Genomic DNA, 24,887 nt, shown 5'->3' on the forward strand with positions numbered 1-24,887 from the left:
CTTCGTTGACTATTTCGTCCAGCACACACGTCTACCTGCGGCAAAACATTCAGTTCGAGCCGCTGATCAACGGTTGGTACGCGTGGTTTCACACGCTGCCGCCGTTGACCGCCGCGCTCAACGTGGCCGAGCGGTTCCTGCCGCTGATGCAGTCCTATGCCGCGTCGCCGATGATGCATGCGGCGGCCTGCAAGGATCCCGCGATGCGCGGTGGCCCGTTTCTCGACCTGGGCGGCAAGCGCGTCGACGAAATCCGCGCGCTGATCGAGCAGACCACCGCTCGCGCGACCCGCCAACTGGAACTGGCGAAGGCTTACAAGACGTTCTCCACGTTGCTGCTGGAGCAGGCGAAGGGGATGGCGTCGGATCCGATCTATCCCGAGATCCCGGAAGTGCTGAAAGGCTATGTCGAGATCTACTACGACCTGAATCACAACCCGTCCTTCCGGCTCTTCGAGAGCTTGCTGTATGCGAGCCCGCTCTACGCGCGCGATGCCCAGAGCATCGCGCTGTCGGCGATCGACGAGAACACGCCCCGGCCATTCATTCTCAGCACGCCCCGGCTCAGCGACGAGCGCACGCTGTTTTGCAAGATGGCCTTCGACGATCGCGCGCTCGATGCGCTGTTCCGGATGCGCGACACGCCCGGCAGCTACGCGAAAATCGTCGACCTGATGCGCGTGGAGGAGAAGGACGAGCCGCTGTTCCGCACGTTCTTCGTCGAGGAGGCGCCCGCGCCGAAACCGGATCGTTCGTTCGACGGCGACGACATCCGCATTCGCTATTACGGTCACGCGTGCCTGCTGGTGCAGAGCCGCGGCGTGAGCATCCTGATCGATCCGATCATCAGCTACGGCTACGACACCGCGCTGCCGCGCTATACGTTCGCGGACTTGCCCGACCAGATCGACTACGTGCTGATCACGCACAGCCATCACGATCACATCGTCCTCGAAACGCTGCTGCAGCTTCGCCACAAGATCAAGACCGTGGTGGTCGGCAGGAATCTCGACGGGTTTCCGCAGGATCCGTCGATGGCGCTGGCGTTGCGCAAGCTCGGTTTCGACGATGTGCTGGAAGTCAGGGATGCAGACGAAATCGAGGTGCCCAACGGCGTCATCACCGCGATTCCGTTCCTGGGCGAACACAACGACCTGGCGATCCAGAGCAAGCAGAGCTTCATGATCCGCTTCGGCACGCGTTCGGTGCTGTGCATCGCCGATTCGTGCAACCTGGACCCGCGCCTTTACGAGCATGTGTTCCGCCTCGCCGGCAAGCCGGACACGTTGTTCGTCGGGATGGAAACCGAGGGCGCACCGCCGTCATGGGTCTACGGCCCGCTGTTTCCCAAGGCGCTGCCGCGCGACCTCGACCGGTCGCGCCGGGCGCGGGGCTGCCAGTTCGGCGAGGCGGCCGCGCTGGTGGACGACTTCCCGTTCAACGCGGCGTATGTCTATGCGATGGGGCAGGAGCCGTGGCTCAACCACCTCCTCGACAACACCTTCGACGAAAACTCGCCCAGCCATATCCAGTCCACCCAGTTTGTCGCGCACTGCAAGGCCAAGGGCATCGCCTCCGAAATCCTGTACGCGACGAGGGAGATCGTGCTTTGTCAGAACTGAATCTCAACGCGCTGTCGACCAGCGGGCAATACCAGGAACACCTCGCGTTCTGGAACGACGCGCTCGGTCGCATCGACGAAGACTTCCGTCTTCAGCAAGCATGGCAGGCATATGCGTTGCCCCTCGGCCCCGCGCCGGCGCTGACACTCGCGCTCGACGGCGACGCGGCGCAGACCCTGGCGAAGCTCGCTGCCGGCAACGAGCTGGGCGCGTTCGTCGTGCTGCTGGCGGCGCTGTTCCGGGTGCTCGGGCGCTACGACGGCGCAGCCAGCCTGTTCGTGGATACGCCGCGCCTGATCGCCGGAGCCGCGAACGGTTCCGCCGATTCCGTCCCGCTGCTCGACGCCGCCCGGCCCGGCCCCACGGTTCGCGCGTACCTGAACCAGGTGCGCGACAGCGTGCAGCGCAGCTATTCGTATCAGGATTTTCCGATCGAGGCCCTCGCGCACAAACTGCGCGGCGAACGGCCCGCGACCAACGTCGGCGTGCGCTTCGACGGCCTGCACGAAGCGTGGACGAAAGAGGACTACGACCTGTCGATCGAGATCCGGCATCGTGCGTGCTACGAGATCGTCCTGACGGGCCGGCCGACGGTCTTCACGCTGCATTATCTGCAGCATGTCGCGCGGCACCTGCGCAACGTCGTGGCCGGCTTCGGCGCGCTGGACGCCCCGCTCGACACGGTCTCGCTGCTCGATGACGAGGAACGTGCGCGCCTGCTGGCGCATGCGGCCCCCGTTGCCGTGGAGGGCACCTTCCTCGCGCAGTTCGCGCAACGGGTCGCGGCCACGCCGGACAGCATCGCGGTGGTGACCGCCGACGCTGCGCTGACCTATGCGCAGCTGGACGACCAGGCGTCCCGGCTGGCGGGCTTCCTGCTCGCGGAATACGCGATCGAGCGCGGCGACGTGGTGGGGGTGGTCGCCGACCGGTCCGAGCGCTGGATCGTCGGCATGCTCGGCGCGCTCAAGGCGGGCGCGGTCTATCTGCCGCTCGACCCGGAGTTTCCGCGGGAGCGGCTGCGCTTCATGATCGAGGACGCGAAGGTCAAGGCGCTGCTGACGAACTCGGAATACCTGCCGTTGCTCGCCGATTTCTGGGCGATTCCGATGTTCGCGCTCGACTTTCAGCTCGACACGCTGGAACCCGCACCGGCGTCGGCGCAGGTCGAGGTCGCGCCGGGCGACGCGGCGTACATCATCTACACGTCCGGCTCCACGGGCGTCCCCAAGGGGGTCGTGCTCGAACATGCAGGGCTCCTGAACATGGCGCAGTCCCATGTGAACGCCTTCGGATTCGATGCCGACGACCGGTTCGTCCAGTTCTACTCCCCGGGCTTCGACGGCTCGATCATGGAGATTTTCGTCACGCTGCTCGCGGGGGCGCGCCTGGTGCTGGCGAAGACCGCCGTGATCCGGGACGTGCCGCGTTTCGTCGACTACCTCGCGCAGCAGGGTGTCACCACCGTCAACGCGACGCCGGCCTATCTCGCGTCGCTCGACTGGAACGCGCTCGGCGCCGTGAAGCGGGTCATCAGCGCGGGCGACAACGCGCGCGTGGCGGATCTGCGCGAACTGGCCCGGACCCGCGTGTGCCACAACTCGTACGGCCCGACCGAGGCCACCGTGTGCATCGCGGACTACGTGGTCGACCCGGCGATCGCCTACGGCGCCCGTCTGCCGGTCGGCCGCCCGATCCACAACACGCACCTGTACCTGCTCGACGAGCACGGGGCGCTGGCCCCCGACGGGTGTACCGGCGAGATCTGCGTGTCCGGCATCGCGCTGGCGCGCGGCTATGTCGGCCGCGACGACCTGAGCGCCGCCGCGTTCGTCGACCACCCGTTCGAAGCGGGCGAGCGCCTCTATCGCACCGGCGACCTCGGCGTCTGGCTGCCGGACGGCAACCTGGAAGTCACCGGGCGCCGCGACACGCAAGTGAAGATTCGCGGCTATCGCATCGAGATGGGCGAAATCGAAGCGGCGCTCCGGCAGCACGCCGGCGTGACCGACGCGATCGTGTTGGTGCGCGAGGATACGCCGCAGCACAAGCAGCTGGTGGCCTGCGTCGCCACGGCGACGGCCAGCGTCGCCGGCCTGCGGGAACATCTGAAGGAACGCCTGCCCGAGTTCATGGTGCCGGCCTCGATCGTGACGCTCGAACGCCTGCCGCTGACACCGAACGGCAAGCCCGACCGCAAGGCGCTCGCCGCGCTGGAGCTGGCGCCCGTGCCGAGCGCAACCGCGTACGTCGCACCGGCCAATGACGTCGAAGCGCGCCTGGGCAAGATCTGGTCCGAGGTGCTGGGCCTCGAGCCGATCGGCGTGCACGACAATTTCTTCGAACTCGGCGGCGACTCGATCCTGCTCATTCAGGTGATGTCGCTGGCGCAGCAGGTCGGCCTCAAATTCACCGCCGACCAGTTTTTCGCGCATCCGACCATCGCCGCGCTTGCCCAGGTTGCGGTGGAGGCGCCGTCGATCCGGATTCCGCAGGAACCCGTGGTCGGCCCCGCCCCGCTGACGCCGATCCAGTCCTGGTTCTTCGCGCAGGACGTGGCGGATCCGCACCACTACAACCAGTCGACCATGATCGAGGTGCCCGCGTCGCTGCGGCCGGACGTGCTCGAGCACGCGCTGGCGGCGGTCGCGACCCATCATGACGCGCTGCGGCTGGGTTTCGAGCGCGTCGCCGGCGCATGGCAGCAAGCGCATGCGGCGCCGCCGCTGGCGATTCCGCTCGGCGTCACGTCGCTGGCGGACGCGGCGCCCGCCGCACGGCAGGCGGCCATGCTCGCGACCGCCAGCGACCTGCAGGAAAGCTTCACGTTGTCGGCACCGCCGCTACTGCGCGCGCACCTGTTCCAGTTCGGTCCCGACGCGCCGCAGCGCCTGCTCGTGGTCGCGCACCATCTGGTGATCGACGGCGTGTCGTGGCGCATCCTGTTCGAAGACCTGTACACCGCGTGTCGCCAGCGCGAAGCGGGCGAAGCGGTGCGGTTGCCGGCCAGGACGACGGCGTGGCGCGACTGGTCGACGCGCCTGTCCGAACTCGGTGCGAGCGCGCCCGACGGGCTGGACTACTGGCTCCGGGCCAGCGCCGACGAGCCTGCGTGCTTCGACGACATGCCGGTCGGCACCGTCGGCGAAGCCGGCACGACGGTCATCGATTTCGACGCCGGGCAGACGCTCGCGCTGTTGCAGGACGTGCCGCGCACGTTCAACACCCAGATCAACGAAGTCCTGCTGACAGCCCTGCTGCTCGCGTTCGGTGACTGGACCGGCAACGCCACGCTGGTCGTCGAGCTCGAAGGCCACGGTCGCGAGGACCTCTTCGACGGCGTCGATACGTCGCGCACGGTCGGCTGGTTCACCACGCACTACCCGGTGTACCTGAATGCCGGCAACGCCACCGTGGCGGTCGACGCGTTGCGCCACGTCAAGGAGCAGCTGCGCGCGGTGCCGATGCGCGGGCTCGGCTACGGCGTCGCCCGCTACCTCGGCAACGACGCCGGCATCGCGGCGGCACTGGAACGGCAGCCGCCGGCGCCGGTGCGCTTCAACTACCTCGGCCAGATCGATCGCGTGCTGGCCGACGACACGGGCTGGAAACCGGTGCTCGACTTCGAGAGTCCCGAGCACAGCCCGCGCGCACGTCGCGGCCATCTGTTCGAGATCGACGGGATGGTGTTCGACGGGCGTCTGCGCCTGACCTGGCGTTACAACCGCGAGGCCTGCCCACCCGGCGTCATCGAGCAGCTGACGCAGTGCTACCGCAGCCGTCTGCTGTCGATCGTCGAGGCCAGCGGTGACGGCACACGCGGGCTGAGCCCGTCGGACTTTCCAGCCGCCCGCATCAGTCAGGAAGCGTTGGACGCCCTCGTATCAAGGATCAAATCGTGACCTCCCCCACCATCGCCGATATCTACGAGCTCTCCCCGATGCAGGAGGCGATGCTCTTTCATGCCGTGCACTCGCCCGGCGCGAGCAGCAGCTTCAACCAGCTCGGTTGCCGGATCACCGGCAGCCTCGATCCCGCGCTGTTTCAAGCCGCCTGGCAGCAGCTGATCGATCGGCACCCGGTGATGCGCACGTCGTTCCATTGGGAGGAATTCGACAAGCCGATGCAGGTCGTGCATGCGCACGCCACGCTGCCGTGGGTGCAGGACGACTGGCGCGATCTGCCGGACCACGAACAGCGCGCGCGGTGGCGCGCGCATCTCGACCGCGACCTGGCCGAAGGCTTCGCGCTCGATCGTGCGCCGCTCGTGCGCTGCCGCCTGGTGCGCGTCGCCGAGCACGCGTACCTGTTCAGCTGGAGCCACCATCACATCCTGGCCGACGGCTGGTGCCTGTCGCTCGTCATCGAGGAGATCTTCGAGGCCTATCGCGCGCTCACGCACGGCGTGCCGCCGGCGCTCCCCGCGGTGCGCCCCTATCGCGACTATATCCAGTGGCTGCAGCAGCGCGAGCCGCAAGCCGCGCAGCAATACTGGGCGCGCTATCTCGAAGGTTTTCACTCGCCGACCCCGCTGCCCACGGCCGCGCGCGCGGCCGCGGGCGAGCGCTTCGGCGAGGGCCTCGCGCAAGTGCAGGCCGACCTGTCGGCCGACCTGAGCGCGCGCCTGCGGCAATTTGCGGCCCGCCATCACGTCACCCTCAATACCCTCGCGCAAGCGGCCTGGGCGCTCGTGCTGTCGCGTTACAGCGGGGAGACCGACGTGGTGTTCGGCGCCGTCGTGTCCGGACGGGGCGCCAACCTGCCGGGAATCGAATCCATGCTCGGCCTGTTCATCAATACGGTGCCGGTGCGGGTGCGGGTCGACCCCAGGCAACCGCTGGTGCCGTGGCTAAAGATGATCCAGGCGCGCGTGGCCGCCCGCGCGCCATTCGAGCACACCCCGTTGCCCGACATTCAGCGCTGCAGCGAAGTGCCGCTGACGACGCCGCTGTTCGAGAGCAACATCACGTTCATGAATTACCCGCTGGACGCGTCGCTGACGCATGGCGCGCACGGGCTGGCGGTCGACGAGGTTCAACTCTACAACCGCGCCGACATCCCGCTCGAATTCGTGGTGACGGCACGCGACGACTGGAAGATGGAACTGTCGTTCGATCCGCGGCGCTTCGATGAAGACACGATGCAGCGCATGCTGGGCCACGTGGCCGCGACGCTCGATGCCTTCGCGGCCGATCCGAACCGGCTGCTCGGACGCCTGCCGATCCTGCCCGAGGCCGAACGCCGCCTACTGCTGGACACCTTCAACGACACCGCCGTGCCGTTCGACGCCGCGCTCACCGTGGTGCATCGTCTGGAACAGGCCGCCGCGGCGTACCCCGGGCGGGCGGCGGTCGAGTACCGCGACAGCGTCCTGAGCATCGGTGAACTGAACGCCCGCGCCAACCGTATCGCGCACCGCCTGCTGGCCGCCGCCGAGCTGGGGGCGGACGCGCTGGTCGCGATCTGCATGCACCGGTCGGCCCGCCTGATGGAGGCGATCCTCGCCGTCTGGAAGTGCGGCGCCGCCTATATTCCGATCGACCCCAACTATCCGGCGGCGCGCATCCGCACCATTCTCGAGGATTCCGGCGCCGCCCTCGTGATGACCTGCGACGGCCTGTTGCCGGCCGAGCTGGCCTCGCTCGCGCCGGTCGTGTCGCTCGACGACGCCACCGGGATCGACGACGACACCAACCCCGGCCGCCCCGTCTCGCCCGACAGCCTCGCCTACGTGATCTACACGTCCGGTTCCACCGGAAAGCCGAAAGGGGCGATGGTCGAGCACGCCGGCATGCTGAATCACATGCTCGCCGAGATCGACGAGTTTTCGATTTCGGCTTCGTCGGTGATCGCGCAAACCGCGCCGCATTGCTTCGATATTTCGGTCTGGCAATTTTTCACGGCGCCGCTCGCCGGCGGCAAGACCGTGATCGTCGACGACGAATGCATTCGCGATCCGGCGTCCTTCATCGCGACCCTGGACGCCACCCGGGTCAGCATCCTCGAACTGGTGCCGTCCTATCTGTCCGCCGTGCTCGACCGCGCGTCGGAACGGCCTGCGCTGATGCGGCACCTGCGACACCTGCTCGTCACCGGCGAGATGGTCAGCCCGGCCCTGGTGAAACAGTGGTTCGACGTGTTCCCGGACATCGCGCTGGTGAACGCCTACGGCCCGGCGGAAGCATCCGACGACGTCGCGCAGCACCGCATGACGTGCGCGCCAACCACGCCTTACGTCCCGGTCGGCAAGCCGATCCGCAACGTACGCCTCTACGTCGTCGACCCGCAGATGAACCTGTGCCCGATCGGGATTCCCGGCGAACTGTGTGTGTCCGGCATCGCCGTCGGCCGCGGCTACCTGAACAACGAAGCCGCGACGCGGGAGGCTTTCGTCGAGGATCCGTTCATTCCGGAGCGCGGTGTCCGCATGTACCGCACCAGCGACATCGGCTGCTATCTCCCCGACGGAACGATCGCGCTCTACGGCCGCAAGGACCACCAGCTGAAGATCCGCGGCTACCGCATCGAGCTCGGGGAGATCGACAACGCGCTGGCTGCCATTCCGGAAATCCGCCAGGCGGCCGCACTCGACTATCGCGACGACGCCGGCCGCGCCGCGCTATGCGCGTATGTCGCGTTCCGCGACGGCGCGTCGCTGAGCGATGCCGCGATAGCCGCCGCGTTGTCCGCCACGTTGCCGGATTACATGGTGCCCGCCATCTACGTGGTACTCGACGCGCTGCCCCTGAGCGGCAACGGCAAGATCGACCGCAAGGCGCTGCCGCCGCTCGACCGGTCACGGCTGTCGGCGGCGGCACACGCACCGACACCGCCCCGCACGCCCACCGAGACGCTGCTGTGCCGCATCTGGGGAGAAGCGTTGGGCATTCCGGCGCCCGGCATCCACGACAACCTGTTCGCGCTGGGCGGCGACTCGATTCTCAGCATGCGCATCGTGTCGCTGGCCGCCAAGGCGGGCCTGAAGCTCACCACCCGGCTGATCTTCCAGCATCCGACGGTTGCCGAGCTCGCCGCCGTGGCGACGCGCGGCACGGTCGGCGCGGCGGAGTTCGTCGCATCGTCCGGCCCGCTGCCGCTGACGCCGATCCAGACGCGTTTCTTCGCGCAGCATCAGAACGATACGGACCAGTACAACCAGGCGGTCCTGCTGGACGTGCCGGCGGATTTCGATCCGGCCTTGCTGCGCCAGGCGTTGCGGCACGCGGTCAAATGGCACGATGCGCTGCGACTGCGCTTTCGCGCGGGCGAGTCCGGCTGGATCCAGGCAGTCGTCGACGATCCGGAGGTGCCCGTCGGCGTGTTCGATATTCCGGGCGAGCGGCTCGCGCAGCACGTCGCGCAGTCGCATGCGAGCCTGAATCTGTCGGACGGCCCCGTCGTGCGTGCGGACCTGTTCCGCCTCGACGAAGGCCGTTCGCTTCGTCTGCTGCTGGTTGCGCATCATTTGGTCGTCGACGGCGTGTCGTGGGGCGCGCTGCTCGAAACCCTGTACGACGCCTATACCCGCCTGCGCAACGGCAAGGCGCCCGAATTTGCGGGCGGCAGCGCGACGTGGACCGCCTGGACCCGGGCGATCTCGCGCTGGGCCGGCTCAGGCGCCGCCGACGCCGATCTCGCCCATTGGCAGGCCCTGGCGCGCGCCGACCTGCCCGGCCTGCCGCTCGATCGCACCGCGCCGGCCGACGCCAATACCGTGTCGTCCGCCGACACGATCGTGGTCGAGCTGGGCGAAGCCGCGACGACGGCCTTGCTGGGCGCCGCGCCCCGGGCCTACGACGCGCAGATCAACGACGTGCTGCTTGCCGCGCTCGCGCGTGCCGTCAGCGACTGGAGCGGATGCGCCGACGTCCTGCTGGATCTCGAAGCGCACGGGCGCGAAGAACTGTTCGACGACCTCGACATCTCGCGCACGGTGGGCTGGTTTACGTCCGTGTTCCCGGTCGCGCTGACGGTCGATCCCGGCCCGCACGATCCGGCTCGTCTGGTTGCGTCGGTCAAGACGCAACTGCGCGCCGTGCCGAACGCGGGCATCAGCCATGGCCTGCTGCAAGACCGGCTCGACGGTCCGGCGCCGCAGCCGCAACTGCTGTTCAACTACCTGGGCCAGACCGACCAGCTGTTCGCCGCCGCGCGCGACTGGAAACCGGCGACGGAGCCGAGCGGGGACGGCCGCCATGCAAACCAGCGGCGCGAACACCTGCTCGACATCAACGCCTACGTGAGCGGCGACCGCCTGCACGTTGCGTGGGAATTCAGCCGGGCCTGCCACGACACCGCCACCATCCGGCGCGTCGCGCAAGCGTACCTCGCGGCGCTCGAATCCCTGGTCGCCGCCCCTGCCGACCCGTCCGCATCGACCCGGCCCGCGACCGGCCTGGCGCAAGCGCCGGCCTCGGTCATGCCGGACGAGATCACCGACGTCTACGCGCTGACGCCGACCCAGCAGGGCATGTTGTTCCACGGGCTGTACGAACCCGCGTCGGATGCGTACTTCAGCAGCCTGAATTTCCGTATCGACGGCGCGCTCGACGTCGAACGGTTCCGCCGCGCGTGGGATACCGTGGCGCAGCGGCACGATATCTTGCGAACGTCGTTTCACTGGGAAGACCTCGACAGCCCCGTGCAGGTCGTGCATCGTCATATCGACTTGCCGTGGCACGAGGAGGATCTGCGCGCGGCGTCCGCCGCGGAGGCCGAACGGCGTCGGCAAACCTACGACGCGCAGGACCGGGCACGCGGCTTCGACTTCACCCGGGCGCCGCTGATGCGCCTCGCGCTGTTCCGCATGGGCGATCACGCCTGGTGCTTCCACTGGAGCCATCACCACATCCTGCTCGACGGGTGGAGCTCCGCCCGTCTGCTGGGCGAAGTGGCCGCCGCCTATCAGGCGCTGCCAGCCGACGGTGCGCCGGAGCAGGACGCGCCGCCTGCGTTCGCCGAGTACGTGCGCTGGCTGGCGCGCCAGGACGCAGCCGCGGCGGAACGCTTCTGGAAGACGAAGCTGGCGGATTTCCCGGCGACGACGTCGCTCGTGCTGGGACGCCCGGAACTCGACGGCACGGCCGCGCCGGGCGCCTATGTCGAAGTGCCGCTGTGGCTCTCCGAAAGCGACACGCAACGGCTCGTCGCTTTCGCGCAAACCCGCCGCCTCACCCTCAACACGCTCGTGCAGGGCGCGTGGGCCCAGCTGCTGGGCCGCTACAGCGGCGAAGCGGACGTCGTGTTCGGCACGATCGTTTCCGGCCGCCCGGCCTCGCTGCCGGCATCGGACGAGATGGTCGGGCTGTTCATCAACACGCTGCCGGTGCGGGTTCGCATCGACGCGCGCCCGACGTCCGCGTGGCTCGCGCAGTTGCAGATGGAGCTCGCGCAGCAGGAGGAATATGCGCACTATCCGCTGGCCGACATCCAGAAATTCGCCGGCCTGCCGCCCGGCGTGCCGCTCTTCGAAAGCCTGCTGATCTTCCAGAACTATCCGGTCGAGGAAGCGCTGGCCGATGGGCTGCCCGGCCTGCGGATCGGCGAATTCCAGGTCGCCGATCCGAACAACTACCCGCTGACGCTGGTCGTGACGCCGGGCAAGCGCCTGTCGCTGCAGGTGCTGTACGACGACGGCCGGTTCGATCGCGAAACGATCGTGCGCCTGTTGGGTCACGTCGAAACACTGCTCACCGGCCTCGCCGGCGAGGAAGATCGCCCGAACCGTAGCGTTGCGCTCCTCACCGCCGCGGAGCGGGACGCCATCGTGCTCGGATGGAACGATACGTACGCGCCGGTTCCGTCCGACCGGACCCTGCCCGAACTGATCGAAGCCGTCGCCGCCGCGCATCCCGAGCGCATTGCGGTCCGCTGCGGCACGGAGGTCCGCACCTATCGCGACCTCGTCGAAGGCGCCAACCGGATCGCCGGTCATCTGCTGCACGTCGCGCCGATCCAGCCGGACGACCGGATCGCCGTCTGGATGCCGCGCTCGCCGCTGATGCTGGAAACGATCCTGGCCATCTGGAAGTGCGGCGCGGCGTACGTTCCGGTCGATCCGGCCTATCCGGCCCAGCGGGTCGAGACCCTCCTGACGCTGGCCCGGCCGGCCATCATCGTCGCGACGGACGGCATGCCGCCGCCGGCGCTGGCGTCGATCCCGCGGGTCGATCCCGCGCGCCTGCCCGAGCATCGGGGCGCCGGCGCGCCGGCGCCGCGTTGCCGGCCCGCGGACCTCGCCTACGTGATCTTCACGTCGGGTTCGACCGGCCAGCCGAAGGGCGCGATGGTCGAGCATCGCGGCATGCTCAATCACGTGCTCGCGATGGCGCGCAGGGTCGGGCTCGGCGCGCAGAGCGCGGTCGCACAGACCGCTTCGCACTGCTCCGACATTTCGGTCTGGCAGTGCTTCGCGGCACTGGTGTCGGGCGGCACGACGGTAATCTATCCCGATGCCGACATTCTCGAGCCCGCGCGCCTGATCGACGCGCTTCACCGCGACCGCATCACGGCGATGCAATTCGTGCCGTCCTATCTGGCGACCTTTCTCGGTGAACTGGAACGGCACCCGGCGCCGGCTTTCCCGCACCTCGACACGCTACTGACGATCGGCGAAACCCTGCAGCCGGCCTCCGCGCACGCGTGGTTCCGCCTGAATCCGGCGGTCCGGCTCATCAACGCGTACGGGCCGACCGAAGCGTCGGATTCCGTCGCGCATTTCAGCATGGAACGCGCGCCGGATCTGCCGGCGATTCCGATCGGCCGCCCCATCGAGAACCTGCGCCTCTACGTCGTCGACGCCGACATGAATCCGTGCCCGGCCGGCGTCAAAGGCGAGATCTGCATCGGGGGAGCGGGCGTCGGGCGCGGCTACCTGTTCGACGAAGCACGCACCCGGGCGGTGTTCCGCGACGATCCGTTCTGTCCGGAACCGGGCGCGCGCCTGTATCGCACCGGCGACATCGGCTGCTTCGGGGCCGACGGCACGCTCCACTTCTTCGGACGCCGCGACTTCCAGGTCAAGATCCGCGGCTATCGCATCGAGCTCGGGGAAATCGAAGCCGCACTGACGGGGCTCGCAGGCATCTCCAACGCCGTCGTGGTCGCCCGGCAGGCGTCGGACTCGGACATGACCCTGTGCGGCTACGCGTCGGGCACCGGCTGGACGCCCCAACGCCTGCGCGACGCACTGCGCGACACGCTGCCGGCGCATATGGTGCCCGACACCGTGATGCTGTTGCCGGCGTTGCCCGTCATGCCGAACGGCAAGATCAACCGCGCCGCGCTGCCGCTCCCGGATGCCGCGTCCGTGCCCGACGGCGCGCCGGCCGAACCGCAGACGCCCGTCGAGGCAGCGCTGCTGCACATTTTCGCCGAGGTGCTCGGCCGTCGGCCGAAGGGCGTCGACGACGACTTCTTCGAGCATGGCGGCCAAAGCCTCAAAGCGATCCAGATGGTCAGCCGGATCCGGCGTGAACTGAAACTGAACGTCGCGGTCGCCGATATCTTCCAGGCGCCGTCGCCGCGCGCACTCGCGCGGAAGCTGGCGTCCCGCCCCACCGAGCGCCTCGATGTCGATGCGCCCATCCCGGCGCTTGCGGTGCAACCGTCCTACGCGGTGTCCCGTGCACAGAAGCGGATCTGGCTCGCCAGCCGCAGCGCGGATCCGTCCACGTACAACATGGCAGGCGCGCTGCAGCTGGACGGCGCCATCGACACGGCGCGCCTCGTCCGTGCGTTCGACGCGCTGGTCGATCGCCATGAGAGCCTGCGCACCGTGTTTGCGATGATCGAAGGCGAGCTGCGGCAACGCATCCTCACCCGCGAGGCATCCGGATTCCGGGTCGAGCACATGGATCTCGCGGACGATGCCGCGCTGCAGGCCATCGATGCGCTGATTCGCGAGGAAAGCGGGCAGCCATTCGATCTCGCGTCGGGGCCGCTCTTGCGCGTCAAGCTGGTCCGGCTCTCGCCGACGGAACACCTGCTGCTGTTGAACATGCACCACGTGATATCGGATGCGTGGTCGATCCGCGTGCTGACCGACGACCTGCAAGCCCTGTATGCGGGACACGACCTGCCGCCGCTGTCGATCCAGTATCGCGACTACGCCGCGTGGCACAACGCGAGCCTCGAAGGTCCGCACGCCGCCGCGGATCGCGCGTACTGGCTCGCGCAACTCGCGGCGCCGCTGCCCCGCCTGCAACTGGCGTCCGACTTCCCGCGTCCCGAGCGGCCCGGTCATGCCGGGCAGACGCTCGAAGTCGAACTGTCGGAGCCGCAGGTGACGGGCCTCGCGGCACTGGCCCGCGCGCACCATACGTCGCTCTACACGGTGCTCCTCGCGTCGTTCTGCGTGCTGATGCACCGCTACACGGGGCGCGAGGACATCGTCATCGGCAGCGTGTCGGCCGGGCGCGACAGCGAGCAGCTCGAATCGCAGATCGGGGTGTTCCTCAACACCCTCGTGCTCCGCGTCCCGGTGCAGAAGTCCGCAACCGTCGAAGCGGTGATCGACGCGGTGGCAAAAGCCTCCACGGACGCGCTGGCGCATGCGTCCTATCCGTTCGATGCACTGCTGGACGACCTGAAGATTCGCACCCCGGCCGGCCACTTCCCGATCTTCGACATTCAGGCGAACGCCGTTTCGATGCCCGCGCCGCAGTCGGATCTGCGCATCACGGACCGCTCGCAGGCGGACACCACGGCCAAGTTCGATCTGTCGTTCCAGGTCGTGGAAAGCGATGGCCGCCACCGCATTCAGTTGATCTACAACGCCAACCTGTTCCGCCCCGCGACCATCGCCGCGATGCGCGATCGACTGCTCGCGATCCAGGACGTCTTCTGCCGCGATCCGGCCATGCCGGTCGATCGCATCCCGCTGTCCGGCGATGCGCCCGCCGCCAGCCCGCGCGTGCGGGTCGGCCTGCGCCTCAAGCGAGCGCGCGAAGTCACCGTCGACGACGTGCTCGAGGAGAAGTCGTGATGCCGGCCGGAGTTCGAACGGCGGACGCCATGCGCCCGGCTTCGGGTTGTTTCAGGTGAACAAAACGTATCGAGGAGTTTCCTGTGCAAGACAATAACGTGCTGGTCACCGACCATCGCTATGCGCACACCGCGCGATTCTGGCGCGAAAGCCTGTCCCGGGTCACCGGCACCTACCGGATCGCCGCGCACGCGCCGAGCCCGCAACCGGGGCGCCTGCTGTCCCGCACGGTGCCACTCACGCCCGCGTCGCTCGACGTGCTGCGGCGCATCGGCGACGGCGAGCTTGCCGAATTCGCCGTCACGGCGGCGGGCATTGCGTTCCTGCTCTGGCAATACTTCCGTACGCCGGTCACGGTGCTCGGCACGCCGGGGCTTGCCGAGCACCCGTCGACCCTGGCCGGCGCCATTCCGCTGATCATCGAGGTCCGTCCCGAGGAGCGCATCGAGGACTACCTGTCGCGCGTGGCCGGGATCGTCGAGGACAGCTATGCCGAGCATCAATTCCCGCTCGAAACGCTGGTGCGCAACGAAAAGGAGCTGGCGCTCGCGCAGCTCACGAAGGTCTCGCTGGCGGACGATCGGGTGCACCATGCACTGACGGGGCAGGACGACGACCTGCAGTTGCACCTGCGACTGGCGCGCGGCGAAATCGAGATTCGTCATGCCGGCGCCATCGAGCCGTTCGTCATGGACGGTTTCGCAAGCAGCCTCGCCACGGTGCTGCAGGCATTCGAACACCTCGACCAGCCGGTCGGCGACATCGACTCGAGCGCGCCGGACGCGCGCCGGCAGCTGGCCACCTTCAACGAAACCGCGGCGGCCGGCCCTCGCCATCCGACGGTCGTCGAGATGTTCGAAGCGCAGGTCGCCCGCACGCCGGCAGCGCCGGCCCTCGTCACCGACAGTGCGTTGATGACCTACGCCGACCTGAACGCCCGGGCCAACAGCCTCGCGCATCAGCTGCGCGAACATTACGGCGTCGGGCAGGAATCGCTGGTCGGCGTCATGCTCGAACGTTCCGAATGGATGATCGTCGCGATTCTCGGCATCCTGAAGGCAGGGGCCGCGTTTGTTCCGTTGGACCCGGCCTATCCGGCCGAACGGATCAATCACATTCTCGGCGACACCGGCCTGTCGCTGCTGGTGACCCAGTCGAGTCAACTGGCGCAATGGTACGAGTTCTCCGGCGTGACACTGCTGCTGGACCAAGCGCTCCCCCACTGGACGCCGCTGCCGGACAATCCGCCGTGTCGCGCCGAACCGGCGAACCTGGCCTACGTGATCTACACGTCCGGCTCGACCGGGCGCCCGAAAGGCTGCCTGCTCGAACACCGGAACCTGGCCCACTACATTGCGTGGGCCGCCGAGTACTACTTTCCGGAAAGCACGACCGGCAGTTTCGGCCTGTACAGCTCGCTGTGCTTCGATTTCACGCTGACCAACCTCTTCTGCCCGCTGGTGCGCGGCAAGACGCTGCGCATCTATCCGCAGTCGGAAAGCATCGACACCATTCTGGCCCGGATGTTCCAGCCCGGCAGCGGCGTCGACACCCTCAAGCTCACGCCGACCCACATTCACCTGCTGGAGTACATGAACCTGGAACGCTCCGGCGTGCGCAAGGTGATCGTCGGCGGCGAGGAACTGACGCCCCAGCACATCGCGACGCTGCGGAAGATCGATCCGTCGATCGAAATCTACAACGAGTACGGTCCCACCGAGGCGACGGTCGGCTGCATCGTCGAGCGCGTCGAGGACGTGCCGGCTTCGGTGCTGATCGGCCGGCCCATCGCCAACACCCGGGTGTACATGCTCGACGAGGCCCTGCGGCCGGTCCCGCTTGGCGTGCCGGGGGAAATCTGCCTCGCCGGCGCCGGCCTCGCACGCGGCTACCACCTGCGCCCCGACGTCACCGCCGCGAAATTCGTCGAGCATCCGTTCCCCGGCGAAGCGCGCATCTATCGCACCGGCGACATCGGCCGATGGCTGCCCGACGGACGGATCCAGTGCTATGGGCGCGTCGACGACCAGGTCAAGATTCGCGGGCACCGTGTCGAACTCGGCGAGATCGAGGCCGCGATCACCGCGCACGAGGCGGTCGTCGGCGCGGCGGTCATGCTGCGCGAATCGGCTCACGGCGTGCGCAAGCTGGCGGCCTACGTCAAGGGCTCCGCGAGCCTGAACGTGCCGGACCTCAGGGCGTTCCTGGGCGGGAAACTGCCGGACTACATGGTCCCGTCCGATATCGTCCTGATCGCCGAATTTCCGCTCAACGCCAACGGCAAGCTGGATCGCCCGGCGCTGCTGGCCATGGAGCCGGCCGCCGCGCCCGACGCGCCCAGCTCCGACGCCACGCCGGTCCAGCTCGAACTGTTGCGCATCTGGCGCGACGTGCTCGACAACCCGGCCGTCGATCTCGCCGGCCGCTTCTTCGACTACGGCGGCGATTCGCTGCAGGCCATGCAACTGGTCTCGCGGATCTGGGGCAGCTTCTCCGTCGAGATCGGCATCGACGCGATCTTCGAACTCCAGACCATTGGCGCGGTGTCCGACCTGATCGAGGCGTCGTCGCCCCGCGCCGGTGCGACGGCCGGCAACATCCTGCCCCGCTCGCGCGCGAACGACCTGCCGCTGTCCTTTCCGCAGCAGCGCCTGTGGTTCCTCGCTCAACTGGAAGGCCCGTCGGCCGCCTACAACATCTCGAGCGCGCTGCGTTTCGACGGCGAACTGGGCCTCTCGCGCCTGCGGGCCGCCGTGTCCGGGATCAGCCGGCGTCACGAGATCCTGCGCACGACGTTTCCCGCCATCGACGGCCTCGGGGTCCAGCGCATCGTGCCGCCCGCGCCGGTCGCGCTCGACGTCGTCGACGTCGCCAGCGAGTCCGAGGCGCTCGCGCTGCTCGCCGAGGAAGCCGATCGCCCGTTCGATCTCGCCGCCGGGCCGCTCTATCGCGTCGTGCTGTATCGCGTGCATGCGGATTTGCACGTCTTCGGCGTCGTGATGCATCACATCGTGTCGGATGCGTGGTCGTCAGGCATCCTCATCGGCGAACTGGCCGCGCTCTATGCAGGCCAGCCGCTGCCGGAACTGGCCATCCAGTACGCGGACTACGCGGTGTGGCAGCACGAGCGCCTGGCGTCCGCCGATACGCATCGGGAACTGGCGCTTCTGAGCGCATCGCTGACGGACGCGCCGGACCTGATCGAACTGCCCACCGACCGTCCCCGCCCCGCCATCCAGCAGTTCCGCGGCGCGGTGCTGCCGTTCCGGCTGGACGGCGAACGCGCCGACGGCCTGCGCGCGATCGCACGTGCGTCCGGCACCAGCACCTTCATGGTCGTGCTCGCTGCGTATGCGCTGCTGCTGTCGCGGTACAGCCATCAGCAGGACCTCGTCATCGGCTCCCCGATCGCCAATCGGCGCTCCAGCATGACCGAGCCGCTGATCGGCTTCTTCGCGAACATGCTCGCGCTGCGCGTGGACCTGTCGGGCAATCCGACCTTTGGCGAACTGCTGGCGCGCGTGAAGCGCGTCGCGCTGGACGGCTATAGCCGCCAGGAGATTCCGTTCGAACAGGTCGTGGATTCGCTCAAGCTCGAGCGCAACCTGAGCCGCACGCCGGTTTTCCAGGCCGTGTTCGCGTACGAGAAAGCGCAATCCCAGGCGCTGAGCTTCCCCGGTCTCGTGGCGACGCCGGTGTCGGTGGAGACCCACACCGCCAAGTTCGACCTCACGCTCCATATCCAGGATGCCGACGACGGCCTGGCGGGCTCGCTGGAATACAACCTGGACCTGTTCGACGCCGCCACGATCGATCGCATGGCGGAACACTTCCGCACGCTCGTCGATGCCGTGATTGCCGATCCGGACCGGCCGCTCGGCGGGCTGCCGCTGACGAGCGAAGCGGAGCGGAACCTGCTGACCGTCGAGTGGAACCGGACCGAAACGGAGTTCGGCGAGGCCGCCGCGCAACCGCTTCACCGCCTGTTCGAACAGCAGGTCGCGCGCACGCCCGATGCAACCGCTGCCGTCCATGGCGGCGACACGCTCACCTACGCCGAACTCAACCTGCGCGCCAACCGCCTCGCGCACCGGCTCATCGCGCTCGGCGTCGGGCCCGACGCCCTCGTCGGCGTCGCCATGGAGCGCTCGCTCGACATGATCGTCGCGCTGCTCGCCGTCCTCAAGGCCGGCGGCGCCTACGTCCCCGTCGACCCCGACTATCCCGCCGAGCGCGTGCGCTTCATGATCGATCACGCGCAGTTGCGCTGGCTCCTCACCCAGCAACATCTGCGCGACGCGCTGCCCGACACCGAAGCCTCCCTGATCGTCGTCGATTCCAGCGAACTCGATCTCGATCTCGACGCCGTGGCCAACCCCGCGCCTGATCTGAACGGCGACAACCTCGCCTACATGATCTACACGTCCGGGTCCACCGGCCGGCCCAAGGGCGCGCTCAACACCCATCGCGCGATCACCAACCGCATCCTCTGGATGCAGCACGCCTACTCGCTCGACGCCGACGACGCCGTCCTGCAGAAGACCCCGTTCAGCTTCGACGTCTCGGTCTGGGAATTCTTCTGGCCGCTCGTCACCGGTGCGCGCCTCGTGTTCGCCCGTCCCGGCGGACAGCGCGAGACCGACTATCTGGCCGAACTCATCGAGCGCGAACGGATCACCACGATTCACTTCGTGCCATCGATGCTGCGCGCCTTCCTCGACCATCCGGACCTGGACGTGCACTGCGCGTCGCTGCGCCGCGTCGTGTGCAGCGGCGAGGCACTGCCCTACGACCTGCAGCAGCGCTGCCTCGAGCGCCTGGACGTCAGGCTGTACAACCTCTACGGCCCCACGGAAGCCGCCGTCGACGTGAGCGCATGGGAGTGCAAGCGCGACGACCCGCACCGCATCGTTCCGATCGGCCGGCCCATCGCCAATACCCGCCTTCATATCGTGGACGCGCACATGCAGCCCACGCCGCTCGGTGTGGCAGGCGAACTGCTGATCGGCGGCACGCCGGTGGGGCTCGGCTACCACGGCGAACCGGAACTGAGCGCGGAGAAGTTCATCGCCGATCCGTTCTCGACCGACCCGCGGGCGCGCCTCTACCGTACCGGCGATCTCGCGCGCTACCGCCCCGACGGCAATATCGAGTTCCTCGGCCGCATCGATCACCAGATCAAGCTGCGCGGCCTGCGCATCGAGCCCGGTGAGATCGAGGCGGCGCTGCGCACGCATCCGGCGGTCGACGACTGTGTCGTGATCGCGAAAACGGAAGGCATCCGAACGTTCCTGATCGCCTATATCGCGACCGCAACGCCGGACCTCGCCGATCTTCGCGACTATCTGGGCGGCAAGCTCGCGGACTACATGGTGCCGTCGCAGTTCGTCGCGCTGGCGTCCTTGCCGATGCTGCCCAACGGCAAGATCAACCGCAAGGCGTTGCCCGCACCCGCGGACACGATCGACACGGCCCTGCCGCACGCGCCGGCCGTCACACCCCGGGAAATCCTGCTGGCGTCAATCTGGCAAGACGTGCTGCAACTGCCTTCGGTCGGCATCCACGACAACTTCTTCGAACTGGGCGGCGATTCCATCCTGAGCATTCAGGTCATCGCGCGTGCCAATCGGGCGGGACTTCGTGTGACGGCGAAACAGCTGTTCCAGTACCAGACGATCGCGCAGTTGGCCGCCGCACCCGAAGAGCGGGCAACGTATGCGTCGAGCGTCAGCCCGCTGGGCGATGCGCCGCTCACCCCGGTGCAGCACTGGTTCTTCGAGCAGGAGACCGATGCGCCGTCGCACTACAATCAGACGGTCCTGATCCAGGTGCCGGCGGATATCGACGCGTCGCGGCTCGCCGATGCGTTCCGGCAAGTCCACGAACATCACGATGCATTGCGCCTGCGTTTTTCGCGCAGCGCGGGCCGCTGGACCCAGGAAGTCGTCGCCGGCGACGAGGCGCCCGCATGCTTCGCGAAGCGGGAGATCGCCGGCGACGCCGGCGAGCGCCTGGCGGCGATGCGCGCCGCCGCCGCCGAAGCCGAACGCGACATCGACATCACGCACGGCCCATTGCTGGCGGCCCGGCTCTTCCGCGTGGCCGACGAGCCGCTCGCCCGCCTGTTCGTGTCGGTCCATCACCTGGCGGTGGACGGCGTGTCGTGGCGCGTGCTCCTCGAGGATCTGCATGCGGCCTACCACGGCCAGCCGCTGCCGGAGAAGACGACTTCGTTCCGCGAATGGGCGTTGCATCTGCAGCAACTGAGCCGGTCGCCGGCCATCGGCGACGAAGCCGGGCTGTGGCACACCCTCGTTGCGCAGCCCGTCGAACCGATGCCGGTCGATTATCCGGCCGCGGGTGCGGCCGGCAACGCGGTCGGCGACGCGGCGTGCGTGTCGTTCGAGCTGGACGAAGCCGCCACGACGGCGTTGCTGCGCCGGCTGCCGCGGGCCCACGACACCCGCATCAACGACGTCCTGCTCGCCGCGCTTGCGCAAGCCTGCAGCATGGTCACGGGCAACGCGCGCACCCGGATCGATCTCGAAAGTCACGGCCGCCACGTGTCGGATGCGCCGATCGACCTCACCCGGACGGTGGGCTGGTTCACCTCCATCTACCCCGTCGTGCTCGAGGCCGACGCCCGGCACACGCCGGAGGAAGCGCTGCGTGCCGCACGGCAGCAGTTGCGCACGATTCCAGCCGAAGGCTTCAGCTATTCGCTGCTGCGCTACCTGAGCCCCGACGACGCGGTGCGCGACAGTCTCGCCGCGCTGCCGAACGCCGATATCCTCTTCAACTATCACGGGCAGCTCGATACCGTGTTGCAGCAATCCGAAGGCTGGCGCCCGGCGGCCGAGGACCTCGGTTCGCTGCGTGCCGAGCGGTCGCAGCGCACGCATGCGTTCGAGATCGTCGCCGCCGTTGTCGACGGCAGGCTTCAGGTGGACTGGCGCTACGGCGAGCGGCTGCACCGGCGGCAGACGGTCGAGAACCTGGCCGCGCACTTCAAGGACCGCCTGCTCGACTTCGCGGCGTCGGTCCAGGACACCGCATGGGACGACATCGAGGACAGCTACCCGCTCTCTTCGCTGCAGCAGGGCATTCTGTTCCATTCGCTGTACGACCTGGATCCCGCCGCCTATTTCCAGCAGTTCAGCTTCGTCGTCCGCGGCCCGCTCCAGGTGCCGGCGCTCCGGCAAGCGTGGGCCCATGCGCTCGCGCGCCATCCCGTGTTGCGCACCGCGTTCGCGTGGGCTGATCGCGATCAGCCCGTCCAGACCGTGCTGCACACGGTCGACCTGCCGTGGACGTGCCTCGACTGGCGATCCCGCGATGCGTCCCGCCGTGCGCAGGACTTCGACGCTTTCCTCGCCGAGGACCGGCGGCGCGGCTTCGATCTTCAGCGCGCGCCGTTGTTCCGCTGCACGCTGATCCAGGAAACGGACACGCGCCATCGCTTCTGCTGGAGCGCGCACCACATCATTCTCGACGGCTGGAGCACCGCCATCCTGATGAAGGAAGTGTTCGACGACTACCTGTCGCTCGTCCGCACTGGCGCGCCCGCGGCCACCGCATCGGCGCCGGGATACCGCACGTACATCGACTGGCTCGCGCGCCATCCTCGCTCCGCCGACGAAACCTGGTGGCGCGCCGAACTGGCGGGGTTCCATGCCGCCACGCCGATCGCGGCCGGTCCTGCCCGGCAGGCCGCCGGCGACGCCGCTCGGCAGGCTACGCGCCGGACCCAGCAATTCCTGCTGGACGAGGCCCTGGCCGCGCGGCTGCAAGCGCTCATGCGCACCCATCGCGTCACCCTCAACGTCCTGATACGCGCTGTCTGGGCATTGGTGCTGCAGCGTCACACCGGAACGGACGACGTCGTCTTCGGCGTCACCGTGTCCGGTCGCCCGCCGATGCTCGACGGCGTCGAGTCGGTCGCGGGGCTGTTCATCAACACGCTGCCGCTGCGCTTGCGCATCGCGCCAGAGCGCCCCTTCACCGAATGGCTGGCGGAGGTCCACGCAGCCCAGACGGCCATGGAACCGCATTCGTACAGCTCGCTGGTCGATATCCAGTCATGGAGCGAACTGCCCGCCCGCGACAGCCTGTTCGACAGCCTGCTGGTGTTCGAGAACTTCCCGGTTGCCGCTGCGCCCGATCTCGGGCCGGACGACATCGAGATCCTCGACACCCGCGCCTTCGCGGAATCGAATTACCCGCTGACCCTGACCGTGCACCCGAACGAGCGTGTCGGCTTCGAAATTTCGCACGACGCACACCGCGTCGCGCCCGACGTGGTGCGGCAGATGCTGGACACCCTCCGCGCGTTGCTGGAGCGATTCGCCGCCGAGCCAGACCAGTTGACCGGCCAGCTCGCGGAGGGGCCGGCTGCCGGTGGCCAGCCGGGCGCGCCGCGCGGCGTGGCCGACCCTGCCGTCCAACCCGCCGCCGGTCCGGTTACGGCGGCACGCGCCGTCGCGCCGACGGCACACGAAAGCACGTTGCTGGCGATCTGGCAGCGGATCTTCAAGCGAGACGACATCACGGTCAGCGACAACTATTTCGATCTCGGCGGTCACTCGATCATCGCGATCCAGCTGATGGCCAATGTCGAGAAGGCGTTCGATCGCCGGCTGCCGATTTCCTGTCTCTTCGAGAATCCGACGATCGAGAAACTGGCGGCGGCGCTGGCCACGCAGGAACCGTCCGCGCCTGCCGGCGGGCTCGTGCCGATCCGCGACGGCGGCCCCGCTGCGCCGCTGTTCCTCCTGCCGGGCGCCGGCGGGAACGTGGTCTACTTCCACCCGCTCGCGAACCACCTGAGCGGAACCCACGCGATTCACGGGCTGGAAGCGCTCGGCCTCGACGGCGCCTGCCTGCCGCTCACCCGCGTGGAAGACATCGCGGCCCGTCACATCGAACGCATCTGGCCGCTGGTGGGCGCGGGCCCTTACTACCTGGCGGGCCACTCGTTCGGCGCACAGGTGGCACTCGAAATGAGCCGGCAGCTCGTCGCCAAGGGCGCCGTCGTGAAGCTGCTGGCGATCTTCGATGCGTCCGCACCCATCGACAGCCCGGCCGCCACCTACTGGCAGGACTGGGACGACACCGAATGGCTGGTCGCGATCGCCCACGAAATCGGCACCTTCCTCGGGACCGACCTTCAGGTGACGCGAGACGACCTCGTCCCGCTCGATCCCGACGGCCAGGCCGGCCTGATCCTCGACCGGATCGGCGCTCGCGGCAGCTGGTTCGCGGACGCCGGACCCGACCGCCTGCGCGCCTATCTTCGCGTCTATCAGGCCAACTTCAAGTCGCACTACGCGCCGCAGGCCTCTCCGCTGCCCGTGCCGATCGCGTTGTTCCGCAGTACCGAGCGCGATCCCGGCGACTACGACCCGTCGCCCGAGATCGCGCAGCTTCGCCTGGACCCGGCCTGGGGGTGGTCACGCTTCTCGGCGCTTCCCGTCGAGGTGACGGACGTCCCTGGCGACCACCTGACCATGCTGCTCGATCCGCATGCCGGTGTCCTCGCTGCCCATGTCAATCAGTTCCTGGAAAAAACGCCTTCATGAAATCAACGCCGACGATCGACAACACTTTTGCCCGCAAGGTCTGCATCAACCTGGACCGGCGTCCCGATCGCTGGGAGGCGATGCAGCGAAAATTCGCCGAGCAGAACATCCTCACGGTCGAACGGCTGCCCGCCGTCGATGCAAGACTCGTGAGCGTGCCGGAATCCTTGGGCCACATGCGTCCGCAGGACTACGGCTGCACGATGAGCCATCTCGCCGCCGTGCAACAGGCCAAGGCCGCCGGCGCGAGCGAAGTCCTGATCTTCGAGGACGACGCGTTCTTCGCCGCCGATTTCGCCGCGCGCTTCCCCGACTTCATCGCGCAGGTGCCGGATGACTGGCACATGCTGTTTCTCGGTGCGTATCACTTCGCGCCGCCCATTCCCGTCGCGCCGAACGTCGTCAAGACCGTGGAGACGCTGACCGCGCATGCGTACGTCGTCAGGGACTCGCTTTACGACGCGTTCATCGCGATCAACGAACACCCGCCGGCCATCAACGACCGCAACAACCTCGTCCTGCAGAAGACGTTCAACTGCTACTGCTTCGAGCCCAATCTGGTCGGCCAGGAGTCCGGCTACTCCGACATCATGGACGAAGTCATGCCGGAAAAGCCGCTGACCTATTCCATGCCCATTCCGGATGGCTGGTAACGCCTGCGGTCCACGCGCGCCGCAATCCATCACTCGACAGGCCATTGAA

5 protein-coding genes are annotated in these 24,887 nt (G+C 68.1%); all 5 read left to right on the plus strand.

Annotated elements, in window-relative coordinates:
• Positions 1 to 5: 5 nt before the first annotated feature.
• The 5 genes from ACTRWB_RS16365 to ACTRWB_RS16385 all read left to right on the plus strand — a co-directional run bounded on the left by ACTRWB_RS16365 (position 6) and on the right by ACTRWB_RS16385 (position 24,838).
• Positions 6 to 1,622, plus strand: a complete 1,617-nt coding sequence (locus tag ACTRWB_RS16365; protein WP_446902493.1) for an MBL fold metallo-hydrolase — start codon at positions 6 to 8, stop codon at positions 1,620 to 1,622.
• Positions 1,610 to 5,524, plus strand: a complete 3,915-nt coding sequence (locus ACTRWB_RS16370) for an amino acid adenylation domain-containing protein (protein ID WP_446902494.1) — start codon at positions 1,610 to 1,612, stop codon at positions 5,522 to 5,524. The genes ACTRWB_RS16365 and ACTRWB_RS16370 overlap by 13 nt, the downstream gene beginning before the upstream one ends.
• Complete coding sequence (locus ACTRWB_RS16375) at positions 5,521 to 14,607, plus strand: amino acid adenylation domain-containing protein (protein ID WP_446902495.1); 9,087 nt, start codon at positions 5,521 to 5,523, stop codon at positions 14,605 to 14,607. The genes ACTRWB_RS16370 and ACTRWB_RS16375 overlap by 4 nt, the downstream gene beginning before the upstream one ends.
• Positions 14,608 to 14,705: 98 nt before the next feature.
• Entirely contained in the window at positions 14,706 to 24,185 is a 9,480-nt protein-coding gene (locus tag ACTRWB_RS16380; RefSeq protein ID WP_446902496.1) for an amino acid adenylation domain-containing protein, read from the plus strand.
• A complete protein-coding gene (locus tag ACTRWB_RS16385) occupies positions 24,182 to 24,838 on the plus strand; it encodes a glycosyltransferase family 25 protein (RefSeq protein WP_343491973.1) in 657 nt (218 codons plus the stop codon). Before ACTRWB_RS16380 ends, ACTRWB_RS16385 begins: the two co-directional genes overlap by 4 nt.
• Positions 24,839 to 24,887: the final 49 nt, after the last annotated feature.

It is taken from the genome of Burkholderia sp. YIM B11467 (assembly GCF_052952715.1).